Here is a 23,798-nt window from a genome sequence, read left to right on the forward strand (position 1 = left end):
GATTAGCGTCCTTTGGTTCCGGTTAGCGCCGCTGTCAGGTCCAGGTACTGTGGCGCCACGGCGCCGGCAAAACGCCGCTGGTGCGCCGTCTGCTGTGCCGAAGCGCAGCCCTGCTCGCCCAGAAACTTGATCTGTTCCTCTTCCCACACCGCGTCCAGCGCCTGCGGCGTATCGTCCCTGGCCTCACCCGCCACCTGGCTCTCCAGGCTGGCGCTATCGACGCCGGTGCCGGACAGCGTCAGCAACAAATCAAACAGCACCGCATACGGGCTTTCGCGCTGCTGCAACCGGGCGCCGAGCAGCGCCAGAATCGGGGCGATGTCCTGCAACCCTTCAGCGGACTGCGCCTGGCTGCGGCTGGCGAGATACTCCAGATACAACGGCAGGAAATCCGGCAGTTCGCGGCTGTCGATCTCCAGCCCCGCGGTGCGGTATTGCGCCATCAGATCGACCATCGCCTGGCCGCGATCGCGCGATTCGCCGTGCACGTGTTCAAACAGCAGCAGCGAGGTGGCGCGGCCCCGATCGAACAGCTCGCAGTACTCGGCCTGCACGTCCAGCAGCGGACGGGCGCAGAAGCGGCGAATAAACAAAATCAGCTGCGCGCTGCGGTGCAAATCCAGCTCGTTGGCCGGCTCCAGCGCCTCGATCAGCGCCTTTTGGTGGTCAAACAATGCCTGCTCCGGGTAATCCAGCAGGCGAGCAATCACTTTCAGGCTAATCATGAGATATCCTTCTGACGGCCGGTTTTCTGCGTCACATCGATAGCGTCGATGCGGCGGCTGTTGAACAGGTTGAATTTACCGTCGCTGCCGTGGCAACCGTCGCCAAAGCTGAAACCGCAGCCTTTGCTTTCCGGGAAGGCTTCTCGCGCCAGTTCGCGGTGGCTGGACGGGATAACGAAACGGTCCTCGTAGTTGGCGATCGCCAGATAGCGATACATTTCCTGCGCCTGCGCTTCACTCAGCCCCACCTGCTCCAACGCGCTGGTGTCCACCACGCCGTCCACGGTTTCCGCGCGCTTGTAGTGGCGCATCGCCAGCATGCGTTTCAGCGCCAACAGCACCGGCGCGGTATCGCCGGCGGTCAGCAGATTCGCCAGATATTGCACCGGGATACGCAGGCTCTCCACGTCCGGCAGGACGCCGCTGTGCGCCAGCTCACCGGCATCTGCGGCGGATTGAATCGGCGACAACGGCGGCACGTACCACACCATCGGCAAGGTGCGGTATTCCGGGTGCAGCGGCAGAGCCAGCTTCCAGTCCATCGCCATTTTGTATACCGGCGACTGCCGGGCGGCCTCAATCACCCCTTGCGGAACGCCATCCTTCAGCGCCTGAGCAATCACCGCCGGGTCATGCGGATCGAGGAAGATGTCCAGCTGGCTCTGGTAAAGGTCTTTCTCATGCTCAACGGCGGCCGCCTGTTCAATGCGATCGGCGTCGTACAGCAGCACCCCCAGATAGCGGATACGGCCGACGCAGGTTTCCGAACAGACCGTCGGCTGGCCGGACTCAATGCGCGGATAACAGAAGATGCACTTCTCGGACTTGCCGCTCTTCCAGTTGAAATAGATTTTCTTGTACGGGCAGCCGGTCAGGCACATGCGCCAGCCGCGGCATTTATCCTGATCGATAAGCACAATGCCGTCTTCGCCACGCTTGTAGATCGCCCCGCTCGGGCAGGTGGCGACGCAGGCCGGGTTGAGGCAGTGCTCGCACAGGCGCGGCAGGTACATCATGAAGGTGTTTTCGAACTGGCCGTACATCGCCTTCTGCATGTTGTCGAAGTTTTTGTCCTGCGCGCGTTTTTCGAATTCGCCGCCGAGGATCTCCTCCCAGTTCGGGCCATTTTCGATCTTCTTCATGCGCTGGCCGGTGATCAGCGAGCGCGGCCGGGCGATCGGCTGATGCTTGCCCTGCGGCGCGGTATGCAGATTCTGGTAGTCGTAGTCGAACGGCTCGTAATAGTCGTCCAGCGCCGGCACGTCCGGGTTGGCGAAAATCTTCGACAGCAGCCCAACGCGGCTGCCCATGCGCGGTTCCAGCTTGCCGTTGATTTTACGGATCCAGCCGCCCTTCCATTTGTCCTGATCTTCCCAGGCGTGCGGATAGCCGACGCCCGGTTTGCTTTCCACGTTGTTGAACCAGGCGTATTCCATGCCCTCGCGGCTGGTCCAGACGTTCTTGCAGGTCACCGAGCAGGTGTGGCAACCGATGCATTTGTCCAGGTTCAGCACCATGCCGACTTGCGAACGAATTTTCATTTTGCTTTCTCCTGCTGGCTGCCCTGCGAGTCGTCGTTGCCTTCACCGTCTAACCAGTCGATCCGGTTCATTTTGCGCACCACCACGAACTCGTCGCGGTTGGAACCGACGGTGCCGTAATAGTTAAAGCCGTAGGCCAACTGCGCATAACCGCCGATCATGTGGGTCGGTTTCGGGCAAACGCGGGTCACCGAGTTGTGGATGCCGCCGCGCTGGCTGGTGATTTCCGACCCGGGAATATTCACGATGCGTTCCTGCGCGTGGTACATCATGGTCATGCCCGCAGGAATGCGCTGGCTGACCACCGCCCGTGCGGTCAGCGCGCCGTTGGCGTTAAAGGCCTCGATCCAGTCGTTGTCCTTGATGCCCAGATCCTGGGCGTCGTCTTCACTCATCCAGACAATCGGCCCGCCGCGCGACAGGGTCAGCATCAGCAGGTTGTCGCTGTAGGTGGAGTGAATGCCCCATTTCTGGTGCGGCGTCAGGAAATTCAGCGCCTTCTCTTTATTGCCGTTCGGCTTCCGGTTCAGCAGCGGCTGCGCGGCGCGGGTGTCGATCGGCGGGCGATACACCAGCAGGCTTTCGCCAAAGGCGCGCATCCATTCGTGATCCTGATACAGCTGCTGGCGACCGCTGAGGGTGCGCCAAGGGATCAGCTCATGCACGTTGGTGTAACAGGCGTTATACGACACATGCTCATCTTCCAACCCTGACCAGGTAGGGCTGGAGATGATTTTGCGCGGCTGAGCCTGGATATCGCGGAAGCGGATCTTTTCGTCTTCCTTGTTGAGCGCCAGATGGCGGTGATCGCGGCCGGTAATGTTGCCCAACGCTTCCCACGCCTTGACCGCCACCTGCCCATTGGTTTCCGGCGCCAGCGACAAAATCACCTCGGCGGCGTCGATCGCGCTTTCAATCTTCGGCCGGCCCACCGCCGGGCCTTCGGTTTTCACGTAATTGAGCTTTTTCAGGAAATCGACTTCGGTCTGGGTATTCCAGGTGATGCCTTTGCCGCCGTTGCCCAGCTTGTCCAGCAACGGCCCCAGCGAGGTAAAACGCTCGTAGGTGGCCGGGTAGTCACGCTCCACCACCAAGATGTACGGCGCGGTTTTACCGGGGATCAGCTCGCATTCGCCCTTCTTCCAGTCTTTCACCCCATAAGGTTGCGCCAGTTCTGCCGGGGAGTCGTGCTGGATAGGCAGCGTCACCACGTCGGTTTCCTGCGCCAAATGCCCTACGCACACCTCGGAGAAGGCTTTGGCGATGCCCTTGTAGATCTCCCAGTCGCTCTTGGAATCCCAGGCCGGATCGACCGCCGCCGACAGCGGGTGAATGAACGGATGCATGTCCGAGGTATTCATGTCGTCTTTTTCGTACCAGGTGGCAGTCGGCAGCACGATGTCAGAGTAAAGGCAGGTGCTGGACATGCGGAAATCGAGCGTCACCACCAGATCCAGCTTGCCTTCACCGCCGTTATCCCGCCATTCCACTTCCTGCGGCTTGGCAGCGCCCTGTTGGCCCAGATCCTTGCCCTGAATGCCGTTTTCAGTGCCCAGCAGGTATTTGAGCATGTACTCATGGCCCTTGCCGGAGGAGCCCAGGAGGTTGGAACGCCAGACGAACAGGTTACGCGGGAAGTTCTGCGGGTTGTCCGGTTGCTCGGCGGCGAAGCCAAGCCGCCCCGCCTTCAGCGCGTCGACGGTGAAATCTACCGGCGTCTGCCCGGCGGCTTTCGCCTGCGCCGCCAGATGCAGCGGGTTAACGCCCAGCTGTGGCGCGGAAGGCAACCACCCCATGCGTTCGGCACGCACGTTGAGATCGATCAGGCTGCCGCCAAAGCGCGACTTGTCCGCCAGCGGCGACAACAGCTCTTCGGTTGCGACGGTTTCATACCGCCATTGGCTGGAGTGGTTGTAGAAGAACGAGGTGCTGTTCATATGGCGCGGCGGACGTTGCCAGTCGAGCCCGAACGCCAGCGGCAGCCAACCGGTTTGCGGCCGCAGTTTTTCCTGGCCGACATAGTGTGCCCAGCCGCCGCCGCTTTGGCCGACGCAACCGCAGAAGATCAACATGTTGATCAGGCCGCGGTAGGTCATGTCCATGTGGTACCAGTGGTTGACGCCGGCCCCCACGATAATCATTGAGCGGCCACGGGTTTTCTCGGCGTTGTCGGCGAATTCGCGGGCGATGCGGATAATGTTGTGGCGCGACACGCCGGTGATCTGCTCGGCCCAGGCCGGCGTGTAAGCTTTGACGTCGTCGTAATTCGCGGCGCAGTTGGCGTCGTCCAGGCCACGTTCCAACCCGTAGTTGGCCAGCGTCAGATCGTAGACGCTGGTGACCAAAGCTTCGCTGCCGTCCGCCAGGCGCAGACGTTTTACCGGCAGCTTGTGCAGCAGGATCTCGTCCAGCGCCACGCTGTTAAAGTGCTCGCCCTCGGTTTTTATGCCGCCAAAATACGGGAAGCCCACCTCGGCTATCTCGTCATGAACGCCCATCAGGCTGAGCTGCAGCTCCACATCCTGCTGGCCCTTGCCTTCACGCTGTTCCAGGTTCCATTTGCCCTGCTCGCCCCAACGGAAACCGATGGACCCTTGCGGCGCCACCAGTTCGCCGCTGCGCTGGTCGATAGCAACGGTTTTCCACTCCGGATTGTTTTCCTGCCCCAGGCCGTCCACCAGATCGGCGGCGCGCAGCAGGCGGCCGGCGGCGTAATAACCTGCTTCACGCGGCTCCAGCACGACCAACATCGGCATATCGGTGTAGCGGCGCACATAGTCGCGGAAATAACCGACCTCGCGATCCAGGTGGAATTCTTTCAACATCACGTGGCCCATCGCCAGCGCCATAGCGCTGTCGGTCCCCTGCTTGGGGTTCAACCATTGGTCGCACAGCTTGGCCACTTCGGCGTAGTCCGGCGTCACCGCCACGGTTTTAGTGCCTTTGTAGCGCACTTCGGTGAAGAAATGGGCATCCGGGGTGCGAGTCTGCGGCACGTTAGAGCCCCAGGCGATGATATAGGAGGAATTGTACCAGTCGGCAGATTCCGGCACGTCGGTCTGCTCGCCCCAGGTCATCGGCGAAGCCGGTGGCAGATCGCAATACCAATCGTAGAAGCTCAGGCAGGTGCCGCCGATCAGTGACAGATAACGGGCGCCGGCGGCGTAGGACACCATGGACATCGCCGGGATCGGCGAGAAACCGATAATGCGGTCCGGACCGAAGGTTTTGGCGGTATAAACGTTGGAGGCGGCGATCAGTTCGTTCACCTCCTGCCAGCTGGAGCGCACAAAGCCGCCGCGGCCGCGGGCTACCTTATAGCTCTTTGACTTTTCGGGGTCGGAGACGATAGATCCCCAGGCATCGACCGGATCGCTGTGCAGCGCCTTCGCCTCACGCCACAGTGCGATCAGGCGTTTACGCATCAACGGATATTTCAGTCGGTTGGCGCTGTACAGATACCAGGAATAGCTGGCGCCGCGTGGGCAGCCGCGCGGTTCATGGTTGGGCAGATCGGGGCGGGTGCGCGGGTAATCGGTCTGCTGGGTTTCCCAGGTCACCAGGCCGTTTTTGACGTAAATCTTCCAACTGCAAGAGCCGGTGCAGTTCACTCCGTGGGTCGAGCGCACAATCTTGTCGTGCTGCCAGCGGCTGCGGTAGCCGTCTTCCCAGTCGCGGTTGGTGTTCAGCGTCTGGCCATGATCGCCAGAAAAAGGTTCCGCCAGTTGCTTAAAATAGCGGAAACGGTCTAGAAACTTGCTCATCCGGAGTTCTCCTGAAGGCTTTTAATATTTTTACCCTATGGATTTCAAGTGCGGGTAACAGCGCTGCGGCTTGAAATACGACGGGTAAATGACATTGCTCAATCTGCCGCCAGCCTACTGAGGCGACAAAGGCGGCAAATTGATTGCGATCAAGGGAATAGAGGGAGATAAACGGAGAGGCAAGCGTGACTACCCCTAAAGTATAATCAGGAGAAGAAAGGCTAGTTTATTGAAAGTAAAAGCAAAAAATAAGGGATTGCGTTTAGTGGGAGGGGTAACAAAACAAGCTGGGGTATTTGGGGGTAGGATGCGGGGCGGCCCCCGCATCCGGCAACATTAACCGAGATCCATTTCGTGCCCTATCCACTCGCCGCTGTCGCGGTTGATAAAGCGCAGATACTGCTCGTACTCTTCTTCGCCGTAGAACAGGTTCAGCAATGGCGTTTTGTAAAACGACTGCCACATTTCCCCCAGCAGGATGGGGCGACGCGGGACATAAATATTCTCGATAAGGTTGTAGCCGGTGGCCATCAGCATGAAACACAAGAAGAAATAATTAAACCGGCCGCGCAGGAAAGAACCCTGGTGGGCAACGTAGTAAAACAGCAGGAACACCGACGCCACGCTCGCATAGCGGCTCGCCGCCTGCAATGAGCTGGAACACAGGAAGACAAACACCACCAGCCACGCCGCAGCGTTTTTGATATCCCCGGCCTGGTTGCGCATCGGATTGCCCAGCATATACCCGCCGAGGAACAGCGCCGGGAACAGGATAATCAGGAAGTTAATCATCCCGTTGGCGTTACCGCTGGTCAGATAGTCGCTGGCATACATGCCCGAGGTATAGACGTCCGAGTAGCTATTGATGCCGGAAATCGTAATATGCGACAGGATAAACGGCAGTGCGAACTTGGCGGTCACCAGCGCAATGGCGCTGAACAATACCGTCAGCGGGCGGTTCAGGCGCATCAGCCTGCTGCACAGGAAAACGCCGACCAGCAGCATGCTGGAAAAGTGGGTCAGCATGGCGAACAGCATCAAGCAGATGGCAAGCGTTTGATTTTTCTTATGGCAAAACAGCGTCATGGCGAGTGTCATCACGGCCATAGAGAAACCAAATCGCAGCCCCATGGCGATGATAAACGGGTTGATCAGAAACAACACCGCCAGATGCAGCAGGACAAACTGCCGGGAGGAAAACGTCTTGCCGGAGTGCAACATGACAATATTCAGCGCGGTGAGATAACAGTAGACCGACAGCGCGGTGTAAAGCCCCGGAATGACGAAAAAGGGAATGCCCAACGTTTTGAAAATGTAAAAGTTGGCATAAAGAACGATGTCCACCTTACCCTGAATCACATCTGTCAGCGTGGTGGCCGAGGTGATGGCCGCGTAATTGGCAAAGTGGCGATAGAGATCCGCCAGCGGCGGGATCTTGATGAAAAAGAAAAAAAAGCACAGCGCTATCAGCAGATAGGCCATCGAATTTTTCTTTCCTGGACGCAGCGTGGCGATACTCTGTATCAAAGCAAATAGCGGCACCGTCAACAACAGCACGCTGCCGATCACCGTAGAACGTTCAAAGCGCATAATCTTCCTCTGGATGGGTTCGCCCTTCACCGCACATCACACATGGCCCTTCAGAAGGGGACGCCACGGAAAAACAGGTTGCGGATGATATTTTTCATGTAAACCCCGGCCATCAGGCCGCTGTTTACGTAGACAATGCCCTTCAGACCGTACGCTACGCCCGCCAACCGGCTCTGGCCGTCGGTAATGATGCGCGAATCAATACAGGTGTGGCGCAGACGCATAACCTTGCGCGCCCGGGGCGATATCTGCGGCATCAGCCGCCTTTCGAACTGCATTTTGTTGCGATACCCGATAATGCCTTTCGGGCTGGAGGTAATGCGTTCGCCGTCATGGTCGTTATGTACCGCCAGGCGTTCATGCAGCGTACCGATGCGCGCCCCGGCCGCCAGCAGCCGATACAGGAAAATATGATCCTGGTAGCGCGGGGTGTTGAAAAAACCGCGCACCGCAATCGCCGCGCTGCGCCGCATCATGATCATCGGCGTATAGGCTACGCCGGCCAACATAAAGTCCTCCAGGCCGTCGCAACGGGCGCGGTAATAATGGTCTGCGTTAATCTGGCCGTTTTTCAGAATATCCATATCGCACAGGCTGACGTCATAATCGCTCTGGCGCATAAACGCCAGTTGGTGGGCAATCTTCTGCGGATGGTAGTAATCGTCGTCATCCAGAAAAGTGATGTACTCCCCGCTTGAACGCAGGATCCCGCTGTTGCGCGCCAGCGCGCCGCCGCCGTTGTGCCGGCGCGGATAATAGATAACCTGCCCCTTATCAATATAGCCTGCCAGGCATTCGCGGGTCGCCAGGCGGTGCGCATCGCCTTGCGGGTTGTCGTCCACCACGATGATTTCCAACGCGCGGTGGGTTTGCGCCAGCACGCTGTCAATGGCGCGCGTCAGCAACTCGCTGCGGCCATAGGTGGGTATGATAACGCTGACTTTGATGTCCATGGTCTTATTCTGCCTGTAGGGGGCGAATACATTCGCCCCGTTTAACATGGGCGCCGCATGCGGCGCCCCTACTCGATCCGGGAATGGGTGAAGACAGCGCCGCTATCCGCGCAGGCTATAAAGCCGGGCCATCAGGTAGTAGGCCAGCGGACTGCGATAGAACAACCGGTTCTTGCGGCTCAGCAGTTTGCGTTCCTCTGCGCGCAAACCGGAATAGCGGCGTTTCAGTTCGCCGGTTTCCCGCAACGCGTCGCGCAGCCCGAAAAAATCCAGCCCCACCAGCAAACGCGCCTTGAGCGTGGTGACATAAAGGATCGAATACAGCCCATTCCCCGTTCCCAGGAGCCGCCCGCTGTCGGCGCCGGCGATCGCATAATCCAGGTCATCCAGATCGCGCCGTTTTGGCGCACGCGTAATGCCGTTCGGGTTGGTGCGGTATCCCACCAGCGGCGTATCGCACATCACGATGCGTTCCGCTTTCAGGTACAGCTGCGGGATGAGCTGAATATCCTCAAAATTGCGCCCCTGCGGGAAACGCATCTCGTCGAATAACGTTTTGCGGTAAATACGCGCCCAGGCAAACCACATGCTGCGATTGAAGCTGTCCGCCAGCAGCGCCATATGCGCGTCGCGCTCCTGCGGTGCGGCATTGCCTGGCACGATGGCCAGGGTGCAGTCCGGCTGGATTTGGCCGTTGTTCATCACGGAAAATCGCTGGGCATTGAAAGCCACGATGTCAGCCAACGGGTTATCCGCCAACAGCCTGCCCAGAATGCTGAAATACCCTTCCAGCAGCACATCGTCGGAATCCAGGAAACCGACATGTTGCCCCTCGGCATGCGCAATGCCGCTGTTGCGCGCCTCGCTCAGCCCCTGGTTATGCTGCCGCAGAATGCTGACCTGCGGTTTCAGTTGCGGGTAACGGCACAACACCTCTTCGGCAATGTCGATGGAATCGTCCGGGCTGCCGTCGTCCACAATGATCACCTCCGCCCAATCAGGCAGCTGTTGCAGTACCGAGCAAAGGCACGCCTCAATGTAAGCCTCGACCTTATAGACCGGAATAATCAGGCTCAGGGTGGTTTTCATGATCGGTTATCCTTTCTTTTCTGTTTGACGTTGCACCTCTACCGCGCTGCTGCCCATCGACGACAACTGCGCGTCGATCTGCGTCTTCCCTTGCGCTCGCCAGCCCGTAGGCAGATCGAAACGCGCCGACATCAGCCGATAGTAAGGGTTGGCGATCAACACCAGACCGCGCTCACCGTTGATAAACAGCCGCGCCGGGATGGCGGTATTGTTGCCCTGCAGCAAGACGCTTTCGCCAGACAGCAGGTAGGGGTTAAAGCTGACAATCTGCTGCGCTACGCTGGCCACGCCTCGCCAGACCGCATCGAACTCCCGCTGGCTGAAGCCGCCGCGTTGGCGCTTGTAGAACAAGTCGGTATAGGAATAAAACAAGATGCCCTTCGCGCCGCCAATCAAGCCCAGCCAGGCCTGATTGCGCATCTCCGCCTCGGTGGGCTGGCGCGGTTTGCGTTTTGGCGCGTAAGCGGCGTGATCCATGATCTGCATCACCAGCCAGGCACCCTTGACCTGGCGCGCCACCTGGCTGGTGATACGCGTGTATTCCAGGGTTCGCGTCAGATCGGCATCTCTGCCGACCGGGTACGGATCGCTGGCCAGCACGTCCGAACTGTTGAAATAGGCGTTGAGCGTGCCGGTCTTGTCCAGCACCTGGAACGTCAGGTGATCCGGATCCAGCCGTTTCACCTGCAGGTGTTTTTCTTCAATCTGCGGCACATACTCCGGCCCCAGCTCATCGTTGATGTACCAGGCCAGCAGGTTCGGTTCATGTTTGAACTTTTCGACGTAATTCGCCGTCAGTTGCGGGTAACTCAGTTTGGTTTGCGGCGCGAACCGGGTGCCGGGATACAGGTCTTTCAGCGAGAAAATCACCTGCAAACCATACTGCTGCGTTTTGCGGAAATAACGGCTCGGATCGCCCACGGTGCCGTAGTTGTAATTCAGCAGCGTGTTGAAACCGGCATCGCGGATACGCGCCAGGTGCTCATCCGTCGCCATCTCGCCGTACATGTAAATGCCGAGCGGGAAGAAACGCTTCCCCTGTTTCAGGGTATAGCCCTGCGCATCCAGCGCCACTTTCGGTTGCGGGCGGCCGACGCTGATCGGCATCTCGCTGCGCTGGCTGCGCTGAGTCGCCACGTCCGTCACCTGCTGCTGCAGGCGGTATTCCCCGGCGGCCAGCCCGGCCGGCAGCGTGAACTCTACCTGCTGTTTCCCTTCTATGCGGTAACGGCGGCTGTCGCTTTTCACGGCGGCACTTTTTCCGTCGACCAGGGTGCTGTCCACTTGCACCTGCTGCGGATCCACGACCTCGATCAGGCTCGATGCCGCGCCGTTGCCTGCGCGCATCTGGTACAGGGCCGGCGCAACCGGCTGCCGACAGACGTAAACGTCGTCAAACCAGGCGCTGCCGGTCGTACCGCGGCGCAGATAAACCCCCAGCACCACCTTTACCGCCCGCGCCGGCACCCTGAAATCGCCGGTGACCGGTTGCCAGCCGCTGGTGCCCAGCACGCCCTGCGGGTAGCTGCCCGCCAGAAAGCGCCCCTGATCGTCGTAGCTTTCGACAAACACCGTCGCGCCCTGGTTGTCGCCCTTGCCCTTCAGGTTCTCGCCGCGCACCCAGGCGCCGAAAGCCAGTTGCTGGCCCGCTTTGACCGACAGCGTCTGCAACATGTTGTGATAGTTGGCCGGATTGTGGTTTTGATAAAACAGGCTGGCCTGGCCGGTATGGCCGCCGGGCACCACCTCAGCGGAAGCCAGCGACCAGCCCGCGCCGCCTTGCTCAAAGCCGGGGTTAGCCAACAGGTTGTCGCCGCAAGGCGCGGCATGGGCCTGCACGGCCAGCCCGACGCTCACCAACAGGCAGGCGAAAGAGAGCTTGCTGATATTCATTGGCGTTTCATCACTGCGCTGTACAGGTAGGAGAAGAACAGGTAGCAGGACTTCTGGTAGGACAGCCCCAAATGGCGACGATAGATTTGCCACTGCCAGTCCGCCGCCTTGATTTTGTTGCCCGACAACGACTGGGCGGAAAGACGGTAAAAAGCCAGCGGTTCAGGAATGCAGTACGCCAGACGGTTGCGCGCTTTTTCCAGCACCGACAGCCACATCACATAATCCTCATGCCCTACCTTGCTCTGGTAGATCTTGCCCACCCGGCGCTGGTTGTACATGCCGGTCAGGTTGCCGATCCAGTTGCTTTTCAGCATGTCCTTGTAGGCGATAATCTCGCCTGCGCCACGGTAGTTTTTCACCAGCGCCGGATCATTTTCGAAGGTGTAATAATGCGAACACACCACGTCGTAGCGGTTGGTCTTCAGGACGCCGACCTGGCGCGCCAGCTTGTTTTCGCGCCAGACGTCGTCGCTGTCGCAGAAAGCGATATAGTCGCCGCGCGCCGCCTCAATGGCGATGTTGCGGGTTTCGGCCACGCCCTGGTTGGTATTGTTGCGAATGTAGGTCAGACGATCGTGGATGAAGGGTTTAACCACGTCTGCGGTGTTGTCCGTCGAAGCATCGTCGATCACGTACAAATGGTAATCCTGATAAGTCTGGTTCAACACACCCAGGATCGACTCTTTGATAAAACCGGCGGCGTTGTACGCCGGCATGATTACTGACACCTTTTCCATCTTAACCTCCAGCGATAAGCTGTTGCCATTGGGGATATATACGTTCAGGGATGTACTGTTGCGCCCGCTCCAGCGAATGCAGGGAGAAGCGCTTACGCAACTCGCCGTCAGCGATCAGCGCCAGGGTGCGTTGGCTAAAGGCAGCGATATCGCCTTCCGGCACCAGATAACCGTTGCCGCCATCGTCAATCAGCTCGGCGGGGCCGGTCTGACAGTCAAACGCCACCAGCGGCAGGCCAAAGCTCATCGCTTCAATCAGCACCATCGGCAGCCCTTCATAACGGGACGTCATCAACAACATGCCGGCCTGCCGGTAGTGACTGGCGATATCCGGAGTCGCCGGCAACAACTTCACCTGTTCGCCAAGGCCGGCTGCATCGATTTGCCGCTGCAATGCAGCGCGATCCGGGCCGTCGCCGACGATATGCAACTGCCAGCCCGCCGCTTGTTGCGCCGTCCGCTGCCAGGCCGCAATCAAGCGGTCAAAGCCTTTCTGGTAACACAGCCGCCCCACCGCCAACGCCACCGGCTGCGGCTCCTGCTGCGGCGGCCGTATCGGGAACGGCGAGACGTTCTCGATCACCCGGCATTTATGCTCGGGCACCCAGCGGCTGATGGTGGCCAGATCTTTCTTGGTCAGCAGCACGGTGTGGTCGCCCAGCCGGTAGACCAACACCTTCAGCCACTTCATCGGCCAGGCATACTGATGGAAACTGACGTGTTCGCTCAGCAGCAGGCGGCTATGCGGGCACAACAACCGCAGATACGGCACCATGATCGACGAGAGCTTGCCCATAGATACGGTGACTATCACGTCATAACGCCCGCGCCGCAGAAACCGCGCCAGCCGCCAGGGCCACAGCGCTGATCTGCCGGACATGAAGCGCAACTTCACTTCGGGCTCGAGCGGGTAAAACGCCCGATCACCGCTGATCGACACCAGATCCACCTGATGGCCCAAACGCGCGGACAGCGCATTGGCCAGGCTGCTGGCTACCCGCTCGGTACCGCCTTTTTCGGCGATGTTCTCAATCACGATCGCTACTTTCCGTTGCTGCATATCATCTCCGAAACCCCTCACGGGCTGTGCGCAACAGGCGTCCCCCTAACGGAAACAACCCCAGTCTGGCCAGGCAGTCGCCGTACAGTTTGATCGCCTTGAACTTGCTGCTCAGAGCGTGGTGCTCCGCGCGCGATGAGTAATAGTTGAACGCCTGCAGATTCTCGCTGTACAACGAAGCCAACAGGTGTTTGCTGGCAAACCCGCTGATATAGCGGCCGCTGGCGTTCAGATAAGCGTCAATAAACTGTTCACTGGCGTCGATGTTCATCCGGCTGCGATCCGTCGCGGCATCGCCGCAACGGATGAACACCCCCAGCCCCTCGTCGAAGGCCACCCTGGCGCCCAGATTGGTGGCATTGACCAAAAACCCCCAGTCCTGGTATTTGTAAAGAAACTCGGGAAACAAAAAACGCCGGTCATCTTTTTTACGCAGGCTGATGGCGGAAGTGCGAATATCGCCCATATCGAGAAATAAAAAATCCGCCCCAGTCGCCCCCTCTTTGTAATCAAATCTATAGCTGCGGATATTCTTGTCATTCACCGTGCTGTAATTGCCGAAAACAATGTCCAGCCGGGTATCCTGGTGGCGTTTCAGACGGCGAATAATATAATTGGTGCTGAAGAAATCCTCCGGTTCCAGAAAGAAAACCACCTCTGCACGCGCCAGGCGGAAGCCGGTATTACAGGACGCCGCCGTGTTGCTGCGCACTTTATTTTCATGCAGGCGCGCCCGACGGTTAGCGGCCAATAAACTGCGCATTTTTTCCAACTCTTCTGGTTCTGATGCATCATCAACCACAATAATTTCATAATCGAACCCGAAACAGGCGTTGGTCATACGGACTAATGTTGCGGCCAGACTGGCTGAATTATTAAAAGCGGGCATGACAATTGATAAGTCCATTTACTACCTCAACAATATATTATCATCTGGCAAAACAGTGGTAATGCCAGCGGAATAGTTTGTTATCCCAGCATATCCTTGCCCGGTTATTCCCCCCCATCCTGCAGCGATTAAAATACGCGCAGCCTACCGGTCATTTAATTAATCCTGAAAATAACTGCCCCACTCCTGTTCAATGGTTTCTGGCATCAACCTTTGCAACCCGGCCCCCGGGGTAAACGTCAGTTCGCCAAAATAGATACGCTCTTGCACCTGATAAAAATCCACGCGCACATAAGAGAACTGCTCCGCCACCTGCCATGCCAGGAGCAGCATTTTCTCCAGCCTGCAGGGTTTATCCATGGGCACTTCACTGTTTGGCACGCCCATGCGGATCTCGGTGCGGTTCCAGTCGGCATCAAAAAAATCTCGCCGATGATCGATAAAGCGCTGATAATCTATCTGGATGAAAAACCGAATGTCTCCCCCCTGATTAAAGCAGTGGATCTTGATATCATTCGGCGTTTTTCCCTCTTCCAGCAGCATTCTCTCGACCATGATGCACGGCGGGATATCCTTATAATGACGTTCGCGGTAAACCTGATAAAAACTCTGCCGCAGCCAGCTGTTGGTTAACACCCGTAACTCATTGAAGCTGGTTTGGCTTTTATCGAACACCAGTTTGTTATAACCGCTGCCGTGGTTTGCCTTGATCACGAAGGCGTCAGGTAATGCCTGATACATTTCCTCGGTTAATTGATTGCCGTGCGCATAAAGATCGATCAGGTATTCTTTCCCCCACAGCTTTTCAATATAGTCGCGCACCCGATATTTGTCGGACAGTTGAGTATATATCGCCAGAGGATAGACCTTTCTGCGCATTAATTTTTCGCTATACCTTTTCGGTTGAGCCAAATGCGGTATTTTCCGAAAAAACAGGGCGTATTTTAACTGATGATATAACGCGTCGGGCATATTACGGTAAAAACCCTTCACCAGATTATTTAACATAGATTTCTCGCACCTTCCCTATTAACTGAGGTAAACAACGGTAGCAGGTCAACTGCAATCTCGTAATTTGTCCTCTTCTGAAGAAGCCATTAAGTACAAAGAATGAAATAAACTCCGTTATCAGGGTTGAAACCGCCGCACCTACTATGCCGTAACGCGGTATCAACGCCAGATTCATCAGCACGTTGGCCAACGCGGCCAGCGGCATTTTTATCGCTATAAATCGATAGCCCCCAAACAGCACTATCGCCCGATAGGACACGGTGCCCATCACCGAGAACAGCGACGTCACCGAACACAGCGCCAAGATGGTGGCGGTTTCGCGGTAGCTGTCGCCAAACATCAGCGCCACGATCGGGCCTGGGAACAACGACAGCAGCAAGATCACCGGCATGGAGAGCGACAACACCACCAGATACAGCAACCGGATACGTCCTTCCTGTTCGGCCAATGAGCGGGCATTCGCCACGCCCGGCATCATTGAGGTGATCAAGGCAATGGGGACGAATATCCATCCCTGGCTCAGGGTAATCGCCGCGCTGTACAAGCCGACGCTGTGCTCGCCCAGTACGTTGCCGATCATGATCTGATCGATACGCGTGTAGACGACGATCGACAACCCGGAGACCGCCAGCGGCAAACCTACCTTTAACAGATAACGACCATAGCGCCGCTTGTGACGCCCGCTGATCGCCCGCATACCGCCCTGCTCGCGGCGAAACAGCACCCAACGCACGGCGTACGGGATCAGGCTGCTCACAACATAGGGCACGGCAAACCATTCCAACGGCAATTTGGCATGCACCAGCGCCAGCCGCAGAATGATTGACAGCAACAGAGCCAGGTTGTTGATCAGCGTGTTCAGCTTCGATTTCAACAGCGCGTCGTAATAAATCTTGTAGACGTCCTGAATAGAGAAATACGCGCTGGCGAGCATCAACAACATCATGATCTGACTGGTACGATCCTGCGTCAGCACAGCCCAGGCCATCAGCGGCACGGCGATCAGCGCAAAAAGCTGGCGCCGCAAACGCATCGAGGCCATCATCAGCCGAATACCGCTGCGCCGCCGCTTGGCGACGCGGTTGAACAACACCGCATCCGCCCCCAGTTGTACCAGCGGCACGGCAATGGCGATCACCGACAGCAGATAGTTAATCAGACCGTATTGCGCCGGCCCCAGATAACGCGCTACGTACACCGAAACGAAAATCCCCGAAAGGCTCAGCGATATCCGTTCCAACATCAGCCACAGGGAGTTCATCAGCATCGCTTTCATGCGCGATTACACCTTTTCCTGATGACTGGGGTAAGCAAAGGCGTAGTAGCCGGCGTCGGTGGCGGTTTTTTTCACCATGCCGTTCAGGATCACCCCTTTAATCGCCACGCCGTTCTGCTCGAAACGACGAATGCTGGTTTCGATCTGCCGGACGGTGTCGACCTCAAAACGCACCACCATCAGCGCGGTGCCGACATGGTGACCCACGATGGCGGCGTCGGTCACCGCCAGTACCGGCGGCGTGTCGATCAGCACCAAATCGTAGTTCTGCCTCGCCCACTGCAGGAAGTCGGCGAAACGCTGATGCATCAGCAGTTCGGACGGGTTCGGCGGCACCTGGCCACGCGGCACAAAATCCAGATTGGCGATAGCGGTTTTCTTCACCGACTGATCTGGCGCAATCAACCCGGACAGCATGTCCGACAACCCGCCCCTGGCGCTGTTGTTGAACCAACGGTGCAGGAATCCCTTGCGCATGTCTGCGTCGATCAGCAGCACCCGTTGGCCCGCCTCGGCGATCACCACAGCCAGATTGGTGCTGGTGAAACTTTTCCCGCTGGCGGGGCTGGCGCCGGAGACCATCAGGATATTGTTTTTGGCCTCCATCATGGCGAAGTGCAAACTGGTGCGCAGGCTGCGGATGGCTTCGACGGACAAATCCCCCGGCTCTTCCCTGGCCAGGATCGGCAGCTTGTCACCGCCGTTTTTGACCAGTAGCTGCTGCTGGGTACGGTTACGTTTTTGCTGCCACGGCGACAGCGGGACCGTGGCATACACATTGATACCGCGCTTTTCCAACGCCTCGGTGTCACTGACGCCCCGTTGGAGCGCCGCGCGCAATACCACGATCGAAGCCGACAGCACGCCCCCCATCAACAGCGCGAAGAGCACGATCATCGCTTTTTGCGGTTTTATCGGCCGCAGACCGCTTTCCGCCTCATCGATAATGCGGATATTGCCCACGGTGCCCGCTTTGCTGATGCTCAATTCCTGCTGCTTGTTCATCAGTTGCATGTATACCTGCTGATCCACCTGCACATCACGGGTCAGACGCAGAATTTCCTGCTGCGTTTTCGGCAACGTCTGCACCTGTTTGCCGAGCCGCGCCTTTTCCGCCTCCAGCGTGGCGCGTTTTTCCAGCAGTGCGCGATAGGCCGGATGCTCGCGGGTATAGAGCTTGGAGATTTCCGCTTCTTTGAAGGTCAGCTCATTCAACTGGGCCTCCAACTGAACCTGAGTATCCAGCACCGATTTGGCTTCCAGCGTCAGGTCCACCGAATCGTTCTGCTGACGGAACTGGTTGAGCTGATTCTCGGCGTTGTTGAGCGACGTCTGGGTGCGCGGCAGCTGTTCGTGCAGGAAAGCCAGCATGCGCTGCGCTTCCTCGGTTTTGCGATCCACATTCTGTTGCAGATAGTTATCGGTGATGCTCTTGAGCACCGCTTCGGCGCGCTGCGGATCCTCGCCGGCCAGGTTGAACGTCATAATGCCGCTTTCCTTGCCGCCAGGAGCAACGTCAAGCAGGTTGCGAAGATCGTCCACCGCCTGCTGGCGCGGCACGTTGACCACGCTAAACTCGGTGCCCGGCAATGCCTCCAGCGCAGTGACGTTCATCGCCCAGGCGCCCTGCTTCAGCGGTTGCCCCACGGTGCCGCTGAACAAGTTCTTCCCATCATGGCTCAGGCTATAACGTTGCTTATCCTGCACGGTCAGGGTCAGTTCCTGGCCCTGCATCGCCGCCGGCACCGTCATCCCTGAGATGAGCAGTACCGGTGGCGGTTCGCCGCTCAGGCGGGCCAGCCCCTTGCCGAACAGCGGAAAGTAATCCGGGCTGATGCGCACCGTCAAACCGAGATCGTCCACGGTTTTGCCAATCACGTAACGTGATTTCGCCAGCGAAACCTCATCTTGCGTCGCCGAATTCTGACCCATCGAACCCATCGAGTTGTCCAGCGTCTCGCGCAGCAGCGAATCGCCCGAAAGCTGTTTTTCCACCTGTACCAGCGCGGTTGCCTGATAGATCGGCGTCGCCATCAAGGCATAGGCGCAGCCCAGGACACCGGCGACGCCGGTCACCAGCAAAATGCGCCAGCGATTATCCCACAGCGGGCCAATCAGCCGTTCCCAGTCCAGTTTCTCGTCCTGCTCGGCCATCACAATCGGCATTGCATTATTCTTCATCATCGGTGTTCCTTAAGTCAGCGTGGCGGGGTTACCAGTTACGCACCCGCAACGTGGCCTCGCTGAGGTCGTTAAAGCTGGAAATCGTCGGTACCAGCTGGCTTATCAAGCGGTTCCAGCGCGCAATCGGTGCTGCGGTGACGTACACCACGTCGTAAGGTTCCAGCTGAAATTCTGTCCCCATCGCCAGTGCAGCGGCATCAGACAGGTCGAACTGGTACAAAGACGCCAGCCGCTGCGGCTGTTTGCCGCCGTTCGGGCGGATCACGAACACGCCGGTGGCATCGGCCACCGTCTGGCTGATGCCCTCTGAACTGCCCAACGCCTCCGTCAAGGTCATGCCGCTGCGGTCCATTTTCAGCGTCGCCTGTTTACCGACCTCACCCATCACAAACACCTTCAACTCGTCATTGCGCGGCACATACAGGATGTCGCCCGGCTGCAGCAGTTGGTTCTGGCCGGTATCGCCGCGCTGCATCAGCGCCTGCAGGGAGATGGGCTGTTCCTTGCCCTGGTGAGTCAGCACCACGTTGCGCCAGTCGGCGTTGTCCGTCAGGCCGCCGGCGGCGTTAATCGCATCGAGAATGGTCAGCGGCACGTTGGTCACCGCCTGCTGCCCTGAGGTTTTCACTTCGCCGGTCACATACACTTTCTGCGAGCGGAAAGCGGCAATGCTGACGTCCACCTGCGGGCTTTCCACATAGCGCGCCAACCGGTTGGCAATCTGATTGCGTACTTCGGTGACGGTTTTTCCCACCACCTGCACCCGGCCGATATAGGGGTAGAAGATCGCCCCGTCGGCATGCACCCAGTTGCCGGTATCGCTGGCACTGCGGTATTGGCCGGCAGGCGTGGTCAATTCCGGATGGTCCCAAACGGTGACGTTAAGCACGTCGCCGACGCCGATGCGGTATTGGTAACTCTGCAAGCGCTGGTCCAGCGCCGGGTTTGGCCGGGCCACCGGCTCCACCCGGCGCATTTTTTCCAGCAGCATCGGCGTTACGCGGTATACCTGGACCTGCTTATCCAAATCGAAGTCTTCATCCTGCTGGGTGACTTTGGCTTTCCCTTGAGTAGGCAGGTGCGAACCTGGAAATGTCGTGCAGCCGCTAAGCAACGCGGTGGACAACACCAGCGGCATCAAATGAGGTAAGTGAAGGTTCATGACAGTACCGTGAAAAAACGGGCCGCCGTTGCGGCCCGTGGGAGGATTAACGATCGGCGGTAGGGTTATCGGTAAAAATCGGTGCCTGACGCGGTTCATGCAACATGACAAAGTAACCGAAGAAGCAAAGTACAAAGGCCACCAGCATCTGGTAGTCCGGCAGTTGCAGGACCTCGCTGCAGATACCGACGCAGGCCAGCGTCACCGCCAGCATGCAGCTCATCGCCAACGCCTGGCGCGCATTGAGACCACGCCGCATCAGGATGTGATGCAGATGGTCACGACCGGCCTTGAACGGGCTCTGACGGCGCAGCAGTCGGCGCACCATGACCGTCACCATGTCCATCAATGGGATAGCGATCAACCACAGCGCGGTCACTGGCCGTATGACAGCGTCCTGCCCCTGGGTGGCGACGATCAGCAACCACAGCACGCTGAAACCAATCACCATGCTGCCGGCATCGCCCATGAAAATCTTGTTGCGCGGACCGAACATGCCGAGGTTAAACAACAGATAGGCCGCCAAGGCCGCGATCAGGCTCAGGCACCACATCGCCAGTTTTTCTTGCCCCGCCAGACCAAACAGAATCGCCAGTGCGATAAAAGTGACGCAAGACAGCGCGCCAAGCTGGCCGTCGATGCCGTCAACCATGTTATAGGCGTTAATCGCCCCCCAGACCGCCAGCGGCGTGATCAGCAAGGCTATGTAACCCAGCATCAGCTCCTGATGCCCCCACAGATAGCCGAAGGAAGTAAGTTGCATCCCTGCCGCCAGCATCATCGCCAGCGCGATCCCTCCCTGCACGATGACGCGCGGCGCCACCGGCAGATCAAAACGGTCATCAAGCACACCCAACACCACTAACGCCGTGACGCATAACAGATAGATATTGTTGTGCGGCAACCATTCCGGTTGCCAAAACGTCACCAGCATGAGGGTGAGATAAATGGCTATTCCGCCAACCAGCGGTATATGCCCCTGATGACGCTTGCGGGCATTGGGTTTATCCACTAATCCCACTGCCAGCGCAGCACGGCGTGCAATAACCACCAGCGTCAGCGCCAAAATAAATATTATGCTCAGTTGATATAACATTGTTCCTCCAGCGAATAAGCACGCTACCGCCCTTGAGTTACAGCTCCCAATGCGCTATTAACAAAAACAAAATTGACATCGCCAGGATATAAGTCAGCATCAGCTCATCCTGTTAACTACAGATTCATCCGAAAAATAAAAGACGTTAGCGCATGAGAAATATATCTCTAGGAAAACTCATGCTTAATGGTTCTTTCGATTGCCAAATTAAGTTCAACCGGCGCCTCGAAATTGTTTTGCACATTGCTTTTAAATTGTGTTCTGGCGCAGAATTTTTGTACTCTCACGCGGCTAATAGGGAATTTACGGTGACTTATTTTACTCACCACATCCAATGCCGCAGCGCCGCAGATCCCGAATATATAAGGAATCCGAATGGTTTTGTTCTCTCTGCCCAATGAAGACGAAATAACGTCGACCAGTTGGTTCATGGTGAAATCCGGTTTATCAACATAATTGCTGACCTGATAACTGGCCTGCTGATCCAGCGCATACTCCAGCCTGGCTGCAATATTCTCGACATAAGCCATGGATTTCATATTATTGCCGCTGCCAATCATTACGAAACGGCCGCTGGCGATCTGACGGAACAGGTTATAAACGTTGCCGCGATTATTTTCGCCGAATACCACGGTCGGACGGATAATGGTCAACTTATTGTCACCGTCGGCCTTGCGCCAGGCTTCGTAGACATACTCCGCTTCCAGCTTGGATTTACCGTAATGGTTAAAGGGTTCAAAACGCCCTTCTTCACCGGTTTCCTGGGTAACGAACCCGTAGACCGCCACGGATGAGGTAAAGATAATCTGTCTAATGTTCAGCGAAGAGGCCGTCATGCAAACATTACGCGCACCCTCGACATTAACCTGATAATACAGCGAGATCGGATCGACATTATCCTGATGCTCTGCCGCAAGATTAATCACGGCATCACACCCCGCCAGTGGCTGCAGCAAGGTCTGCGGCTGGGTTACATCGCCAAACTGATAGAGCTCCGGAAAATGTTCGCTTTGTTTCTTGTCTACAATCGTCAAAATCAGATCGCTACGCGCACTCAGGCGCTTAACCAAACGCGTTCCGATAAAACCGGAACCCCCGATGATAGCTACTTTACGCTTATCCATATTTGTCACTCAGCCAAGTTTTCCATTAATTCCCACCGCAGAATTGAGGCGAGACGCTTAATACGCGTTAGATCATGGAAACCAGACTGGACAAATCGGCCCAAGCTTTCAAATAACAAATAATGAAATAACAATATTTGCCGAATGTAAAATTATGGGGAAAAATGAAATGTCGGTGTAGACTAATTTTTAACTTCGTAAGCAACCTGATATTGAATGCTTTTATTCGGCAGAATAAGATTAATCTTACCTTTACCCTTGGCCTCTGAAATTTCGTATTTCACCGGCTGTTTAAACTTCCCCTGTTTGGGATCGATGCACTCGATGGTCGCCTGCTCCAGGCTTTCGCCCTGATAAAGGCAAAGCAGCGTTTGCGGGCCGTTAGATTGGGGGTTGTTCAGCGTCAGGGTAAGCACCACGCGGGTGTTGTTTTGTATATCATTGATAATCGGTGGACGAGTTTGGTTCCCCAGCACATAGGAAAAATGTGAAATAATCAGCAGTGAGACAAACACCGACAGGTACTTCACCACTCTGACGGCAGGAACGGAGAAAAAACCCGCCGATGCAGTCATTTTATTTCTTATTGTTGTATTTTTCAGCGGTACGGATACCACAGCAACAGGTGGCCCGGAACTCGTAATCGCTTCCTCATGCGTGTCTATTTTCTCGGCGCTAATTTCATCGTTTTGATTTCCACTTTCAGATATTTCCGCTTGAAAATCTTCATTAATATCCCCAGAAACTTTCCATATTTCATCAACACCATATTCATCCTCCTCCGATATAAAGTGAAAAGCGGCCTTGTTTTCCACCTTATAACCCAGGCGTGGAATCGTTCTGATAAGCGTATGTTCAACATCACCTATTTTCTGACGAATTGATTTAATTGTTTGATTTATCGTCGAATCTGAACAATAAGTTCCTTTCCATATATTTTCTATAATTTCCGTACGACTAACCAGTTCAGGGGATCTGGCGACCAGAAGTGAAAGTATCTGATACTCCTTCCAACGCAGGCGGAATTTTTCCCGGGAAGGTGTCAGAACATCTAGATTCCTAATCTTTATTCTTTTATCAAGATTCACTTTTAATTTCCTTAACGTGCCTGTCCTGCACACTTTGTATAGAAATATGAAAAAATGTTCAAGAAATTAAATGTAAACTCAACAGGTTGTATTCATTGGATGTTTATTTTTATAAAAATTCGCTGATTTCATTTTTTACATCACCTCGAATACCAAAGATCCGATTCTAAGAATGTTCTCTTTTTCCCTGTTGGTAACATGGTTTCTTTTCATGTTTACCGGCAATAAAAATCAGCCAACAGACTGATTTAAAACAAAAAGCCCATATATGTTATAACTTTGTTGGTTAAGTGAAATTGTGAAATTCACCCGAAAGTCTGCAAGTATCACCTGTTTTTCCACCTAATCCGATTGCCAGATAGCCTACAAAAAGCCAGCGAAAACAGAATGAGAGTTATCTGATTTAATCACTTCATGAAACAAAGCACCAAATACAAAGACATATTTTCAATTTGGCTACACAACCTTCAAATAATGAAGTTCTCTGTCACTCACCATAACAGGCTATGTCACCAGCATGCTTTATTTCTGTAAAAATTTAGACAAGAAAATGAAAATCACGCTAACAATAATATTGTGGAGTATTCTTCATTGAAAAACATGAAGTGAGAGA

General features: G+C 56.3%; 17 protein-coding genes. All 17 read right to left on the reverse strand.

The features are described 5' to 3' along the window. Positions 1-2: 2 nt before the first annotated feature. Entirely contained in the window at positions 3-725 is a 723-nt protein-coding gene (narJ, locus tag ACUTQW_RS07675) for a nitrate reductase molybdenum cofactor assembly chaperone (protein ID WP_197912582.1), read from the reverse strand. After that, positions 722-2,266, reverse strand: a complete 1,545-nt coding sequence (narH, locus tag ACUTQW_RS07680) for a nitrate reductase subunit beta (RefSeq protein ID WP_004945784.1) — start codon at positions 2,264-2,266, stop codon at positions 722-724. The genes narJ and narH overlap by 4 nt, the downstream gene beginning before the upstream one ends. After that, a complete protein-coding gene (locus ACUTQW_RS07685) occupies positions 2,263-6,030 on the reverse strand; it encodes a nitrate reductase subunit alpha (protein ID WP_445654831.1) in 3,768 nt (1,255 codons plus the stop codon). Before ACUTQW_RS07685 ends, narH begins: the two co-directional genes overlap by 4 nt. A 336-nt stretch (positions 6,031-6,366) precedes the next feature. Then, positions 6,367-7,620, reverse strand: coding sequence for an EpsG family protein (locus ACUTQW_RS07690; RefSeq protein WP_006326022.1), 1,254 nt, complete (start codon positions 7,618-7,620; stop codon positions 6,367-6,369). A gap of 50 nt (positions 7,621-7,670) precedes the next feature. Continuing rightward, the gene (locus ACUTQW_RS07695; RefSeq protein WP_006326023.1) at positions 7,671-8,573 is read right to left on the reverse strand and encodes a glycosyltransferase family 2 protein; all 903 of its coding nucleotides are present in this window, start codon (positions 8,571-8,573) and stop codon (positions 7,671-7,673) included. A gap of 102 nt (positions 8,574-8,675) precedes the next feature. Further along, complete coding sequence (locus ACUTQW_RS07700; protein ID WP_006326029.1) at positions 8,676-9,662, reverse strand: glycosyltransferase family 2 protein; 987 nt, start codon at positions 9,660-9,662, stop codon at positions 8,676-8,678. 6 nt (positions 9,663-9,668) lie between these two features. Beyond that, entirely contained in the window at positions 9,669-11,555 is a 1,887-nt protein-coding gene (locus ACUTQW_RS07705) for a carbohydrate-binding protein CenC (RefSeq protein WP_445654832.1), read from the reverse strand. After that, positions 11,552-12,295: a glycosyltransferase family 2 protein gene (locus tag ACUTQW_RS07710; RefSeq protein ID WP_004945805.1), complete on the reverse strand. Its 744-nt coding sequence runs from the start codon at positions 12,293-12,295 to the stop codon at positions 11,552-11,554. Before ACUTQW_RS07710 ends, ACUTQW_RS07705 begins: the two co-directional genes overlap by 4 nt. A 1-nt stretch (position 12,296) precedes the next feature. Continuing rightward, positions 12,297-13,355, reverse strand: a complete 1,059-nt coding sequence (locus ACUTQW_RS07715; protein WP_006326041.1) for a glycosyltransferase family 4 protein — start codon at positions 13,353-13,355, stop codon at positions 12,297-12,299. 1 nt (position 13,356) lies between these two features. Further along, positions 13,357-14,262 (reverse strand): glycosyltransferase family 2 protein, encoded by a 906-nt coding sequence (locus ACUTQW_RS07720; RefSeq protein WP_004945816.1) that lies wholly within the window; start codon positions 14,260-14,262, stop codon positions 13,357-13,359. A 141-nt stretch (positions 14,263-14,403) separates the two neighbouring features. Beyond that, positions 14,404-15,252, reverse strand: coding sequence for an ATP-grasp fold amidoligase family protein (locus tag ACUTQW_RS07725; RefSeq protein WP_261149515.1), 849 nt, complete (start codon positions 15,250-15,252; stop codon positions 14,404-14,406). Next, positions 15,242-16,531 (reverse strand): flippase, encoded by a 1,290-nt coding sequence (locus tag ACUTQW_RS07730; protein ID WP_004945822.1) that lies wholly within the window; start codon positions 16,529-16,531, stop codon positions 15,242-15,244. The genes ACUTQW_RS07725 and ACUTQW_RS07730 overlap by 11 nt, the downstream gene beginning before the upstream one ends. A 6-nt stretch (positions 16,532-16,537) precedes the next feature. Continuing rightward, positions 16,538-18,715 carry a polysaccharide biosynthesis tyrosine autokinase gene (locus ACUTQW_RS07735; protein WP_006326042.1) on the reverse strand — a complete coding sequence of 726 codons (2,178 nt, stop codon included), beginning with the start codon at positions 18,713-18,715 and terminating at the stop codon, positions 16,538-16,540. A 28-nt stretch (positions 18,716-18,743) separates the two neighbouring features. Next, on the reverse strand, positions 18,744-19,877 hold the full coding sequence (locus ACUTQW_RS07740; protein WP_020439216.1) for a polysaccharide export protein: 1,134 nt from the start codon (positions 19,875-19,877) through the stop codon (positions 18,744-18,746). A gap of 46 nt (positions 19,878-19,923) precedes the next feature. Further along, a complete protein-coding gene (gene wecA / locus ACUTQW_RS07745) occupies positions 19,924-20,973 on the reverse strand; it encodes a UDP-N-acetylglucosamine--undecaprenyl-phosphate N-acetylglucosaminephosphotransferase (protein ID WP_006326045.1) in 1,050 nt (349 codons plus the stop codon). Positions 20,974-21,140: 167 nt separating this feature from the next. Beyond that, a complete protein-coding gene (locus tag ACUTQW_RS07750; RefSeq protein WP_004945832.1) occupies positions 21,141-22,097 on the reverse strand; it encodes an NAD-dependent epimerase/dehydratase family protein in 957 nt (318 codons plus the stop codon). A gap of 182 nt (positions 22,098-22,279) precedes the next feature. Next, on the reverse strand, positions 22,280-23,185 hold the full coding sequence (locus tag ACUTQW_RS07755) for a transcriptional regulator (protein ID WP_006326046.1): 906 nt from the start codon (positions 23,183-23,185) through the stop codon (positions 22,280-22,282). Between the last annotated feature and the right edge of the window lie 613 nt (positions 23,186-23,798).

It is taken from the genome of Serratia sp. TSA_7 (assembly GCF_052692135.1).

Excerpts from the sequence above, each read along its gene's own strand:
- narJ (WP_197912582.1), bottom strand. The coding sequence starts at position 725 with ATGATTAGCCTGAAAGTGATTGCTCGCCTGCTGGATTACCCGGAGCAG.
- narH (WP_004945784.1), bottom strand. The coding sequence starts at position 2,266 with ATGAAAATTCGTTCGCAAGTCGGCATGGTGCTGAACCTGGACAAATGC.
- ACUTQW_RS07685 (WP_445654831.1), bottom strand. The coding sequence starts at position 6,030 with ATGAGCAAGTTTCTAGACCGTTTCCGCTATTTTAAGCAACTGGCGGAA.
- ACUTQW_RS07690 (WP_006326022.1), bottom strand. The coding sequence starts at position 7,620 with ATGCGCTTTGAACGTTCTACGGTGATCGGCAGCGTGCTGTTGTTGACG.
- ACUTQW_RS07695 (WP_006326023.1), bottom strand. The coding sequence starts at position 8,573 with ATGGACATCAAAGTCAGCGTTATCATACCCACCTATGGCCGCAGCGAG.
- ACUTQW_RS07700 (WP_006326029.1), bottom strand. The coding sequence starts at position 9,662 with ATGAAAACCACCCTGAGCCTGATTATTCCGGTCTATAAGGTCGAGGCT.
- ACUTQW_RS07705 (WP_445654832.1), bottom strand. The coding sequence starts at position 11,555 with ATGAATATCAGCAAGCTCTCTTTCGCCTGCCTGTTGGTGAGCGTCGGG.
- ACUTQW_RS07710 (WP_004945805.1), bottom strand. The coding sequence starts at position 12,295 with ATGGAAAAGGTGTCAGTAATCATGCCGGCGTACAACGCCGCCGGTTTT.
- ACUTQW_RS07715 (WP_006326041.1), bottom strand. The coding sequence starts at position 13,355 with ATGCAGCAACGGAAAGTAGCGATCGTGATTGAGAACATCGCCGAAAAA.
- ACUTQW_RS07720 (WP_004945816.1), bottom strand. The coding sequence starts at position 14,262 with ATGGACTTATCAATTGTCATGCCCGCTTTTAATAATTCAGCCAGTCTG.
- ACUTQW_RS07725 (WP_261149515.1), bottom strand. The coding sequence starts at position 15,252 with ATGTTAAATAATCTGGTGAAGGGTTTTTACCGTAATATGCCCGACGCG.
- ACUTQW_RS07730 (WP_004945822.1), bottom strand. The coding sequence starts at position 16,531 with ATGAAAGCGATGCTGATGAACTCCCTGTGGCTGATGTTGGAACGGATA.
- ACUTQW_RS07735 (WP_006326042.1), bottom strand. The coding sequence starts at position 18,715 with ATGATGAAGAATAATGCAATGCCGATTGTGATGGCCGAGCAGGACGAG.
- ACUTQW_RS07740 (WP_020439216.1), bottom strand. The coding sequence starts at position 19,877 with ATGAACCTTCACTTACCTCATTTGATGCCGCTGGTGTTGTCCACCGCG.
- wecA (WP_006326045.1), bottom strand. The coding sequence starts at position 20,973 with ATGTTATATCAACTGAGCATAATATTTATTTTGGCGCTGACGCTGGTG.
- ACUTQW_RS07750 (WP_004945832.1), bottom strand. The coding sequence starts at position 22,097 with ATGGATAAGCGTAAAGTAGCTATCATCGGGGGTTCCGGTTTTATCGGA.